At 67.2% G+C, this 2716-nt stretch carries 3 protein-coding genes; all 3 read right to left on the bottom strand.

Going from position 1 to position 2716, the window contains the following annotated elements; genetic code table 11:
- Positions 1-512: 512 nt before the first annotated feature.
- Positions 513-1199 carry a hypothetical protein gene (locus ABZ671_RS32635; RefSeq protein ID WP_357865391.1) on the bottom strand — a complete coding sequence of 229 codons (687 nt, stop codon included), beginning with the start codon at positions 1197-1199 and terminating at the stop codon, positions 513-515.
- Between the two features lie 182 nt (positions 1200-1381).
- On the bottom strand, positions 1382-1606 hold the full coding sequence (locus ABZ671_RS32630; protein ID WP_357865389.1) for a hypothetical protein: 225 nt from the start codon (positions 1604-1606) through the stop codon (positions 1382-1384).
- Between the two features lie 368 nt (positions 1607-1974).
- Positions 1975-2412 carry a hypothetical protein gene (locus ABZ671_RS32625; protein ID WP_357865393.1) on the bottom strand — a complete coding sequence of 146 codons (438 nt, stop codon included), beginning with the start codon at positions 2410-2412 and terminating at the stop codon, positions 1975-1977.
- Between the last annotated feature and the right edge of the window lie 304 nt (positions 2413-2716).

Here is a 2716-nt window from a genome sequence, read left to right as displayed (position 1 = left end):
GCCCGACAAGTGGGGCCAGAAGAAGCTGCCAAACGATCACGGGTGGGGCCAAAACAAGTTCGCCCAGTGGGGCCAGAACAAGTTCTTACAAACAGTCACCAGGACATCCTCACGACTCTCGTCGAGGTGGCAGCCGAGCCGTAGCTCCGAATGGCGCGTCGGGATAACGGCCCGCCGTACAGCCTCGCTGTACAACTCACAGACACTGCGCGCGCTACGCACGAACGCGTCCTCGTCAGGGTGCTCAAGCCACGGCCGATCGGGAAACCCCGAGGGCGGCCAGAACCCCACCATACGCAGGTACGACACGCCGTCGATCATGCCGCACCGCAGACTGGATCACTGCAGGGGCCACGCGTACCGGAAGAGCTCCACCACCGACGAAACTCGCGGTACCCAACGGCAACCTACGTAGGCCCGCGCACGCCGCGCGGCAGATCCGTGCGTTCCGACCCGGGCGTGGCAGGCCCTGCCTGCGGTCCGCAAAGCACTCGTGAGCTGGGCAGGGGCTGTTATCGGTAGAGCGGCTGGTCCTGGGTGGGGTCCGTGAGGACCACGTCGAGGCGCGGGTCGGTGGTGAGTTTGGTGATCAGCGCCCGAGTCCCGCCGATCCCGGCCCAGTGCGGATCGACGTCCTTGGCCACGCACCAGGCGTGGTCAGCGGGCCAGGCGAACGCCGGCTCGACGTTGCTGAAACGACGCTGGCCCGGCCACCCCGCAGCGGTGTCCCATGTGCCGACGTCGGCTAACGGCCCTCGAAACAACCAGTACGCACGGTGGGGCACCACAACCTTGGGTGCACGCGACATCGAGGGCGGGGCAGCGGGTGTGGGCGCCAGTCCCGGCTGGCCGTCGGGCCGCTCGAGCGGGGTGGCGCTGTCTTCCTCGTCGATGTACACGGCGTCGTCGTCGGCTGCGATGTCGGCGTCGGCGAAGCCTTCCCAGACGCAGAAGTAGCAGTCTTCGGGGGTTGTGGTGTGGGTGGCCAACACCTCGAAAAGGGTGGGCAGCTGGTCGGTGGGCCAGTCCCCGTCGACGTCGTTCTCGCTCTGGCCGGGGCGTGTCGGATCGGGCAGGAACCGAAGCCGCGCGTAGGCGTCGAAGCCCGCAGGGCCGAGCCCCACAAGCTGCTGCCACGGCAGGTCGCTATGGGCGATCCAATCGGCGGCCGACAGTTCCCGACAGAAATTGAGTGCCACGTTCCGGTTCTACCGCCAAGCCTCGTACCGGCGCATCTGCCACGCCACGCCGACGGGTCGGAAGAGGAGTGAACTGCCGCCCAGGAGCAAGGCAGAAGCAGGGTTATGGGTGCTGGCCTTGTCGGTACGGATGGCCCAGCCGGGGTGAGGCCCCGAGACCACCGTCGGGGCAGCCTGGCGGGTCAACGATCCGGCGACCGTAATTCCTCGATCAACGCCACGATCGCGGGATCCATCGGCGCTCGTACGTCCGTAGGTCGCGTGACCTCGTCGCCCTGAGGGTCGTAGATGGTGAGGTCGTATCGTCGGGCGAGTTGGTCAATCAACTGCAACGCGGGAGTGCTGCGTTCACTGAAGCTCAGAAGCATGCTGACGTGGTCAATGCCGACCTTCAGCGGCATGTCCATCCACGGGGAGTCGTGAGGGTACGGCGGGAAGTCCGGGTAGTGGGCGCGGAGGTTCCCGTAGAACCCAACGATGCGATCGTCCAGCTCGCCCTCCGGGTGATGCAGGCATCGCCCTCCGGGTGATGCAGGCTTTGGCAGCGCTTCGCCATAGCTCGTACCGCGGCATCGCTTGCGCCCGGGTCGACTGCAAGCACGACGAGACCGAAGCTCATGGGCCTATGGTGCCCCACAGCCGCCGGTCCGTCGATCAAGTCCTCAACGAAGCAGCCCGCACCGAGATCGGGTGCGCGCACCTCGGCACGACCGAGCGCTCGACCCACCGCACGTCTTCGCGGAGCGTGGCGCCCGGTCGGCGGCAGATGCGGATGCTATCCGCCGGGTGTGAAGAGGTCCTCACGGCCGAGCACGGTGCAGCCGAACATCTCGCCGAGGACGGGTCGCTGGTGCTCAGTCAGCGGATTCGCGAACACCACCGCCCCTACCTGACTCGCCCGACACGCATCGGCGACCTCGCGGGCCTTGCCCGCGCTCAGCAATGTCCGCCGCGAGAACGGAGTGGCCATCTTGTCCGCACCGCCGTGCGAGACACCGCGGCGCTGAACGTGCCGGCCCACGACCCGCGCACCGTACGCCTCCACCGCCGTGGCCAAGAGGTCCAGCTTGGTGTCCATCTCGGTGTCTTTCGCCGAGAACAGGCCCGCGAGTAACATCTCGGCGCCCGCCAACACTCGGTTCGTCGACTCCGTCCGGCGTTGGATCACACAGGCAATCATGTCATCCCCCGCCCCCGCCGGGCGCGCGCTCATCGGCACGTCCGGACACCGTACTATCAGGCCGCAGGCCACGCTGAGTGACGAGGGGTCGGCGGCAGATCCGGTCAATCGGTCGAGGCCTGACCTTCGTGCTGTGCTGCCTCCCGGGCACACTGAAGGCCCTGGGCGACACGGCGTGCACGAGGGCGCTGCGGTCGTGGAACTACGCCGACGGTGGTGGGTCTGGATGTCGGCGCTCACGGAATTCCCCACCTGTAGCGGTCTGACGCTCACGTAATTCCCCACCCGGTCGCTCACGTAATTCCCAACTTGTGCGGACATGAGCGCCGGGTGGGTG

Origin of the sequence: Micromonospora sp. NPDC006766 (assembly GCF_040636055.1) — a bacterium.
GTDB lineage: Bacteria > Actinomycetota > Actinomycetes > Mycobacteriales > Micromonosporaceae > Micromonospora.
The sequence above is the reverse complement of the archived record's forward strand: the minus strand, read 5'-3'. Positions and strand labels throughout refer to the sequence as shown.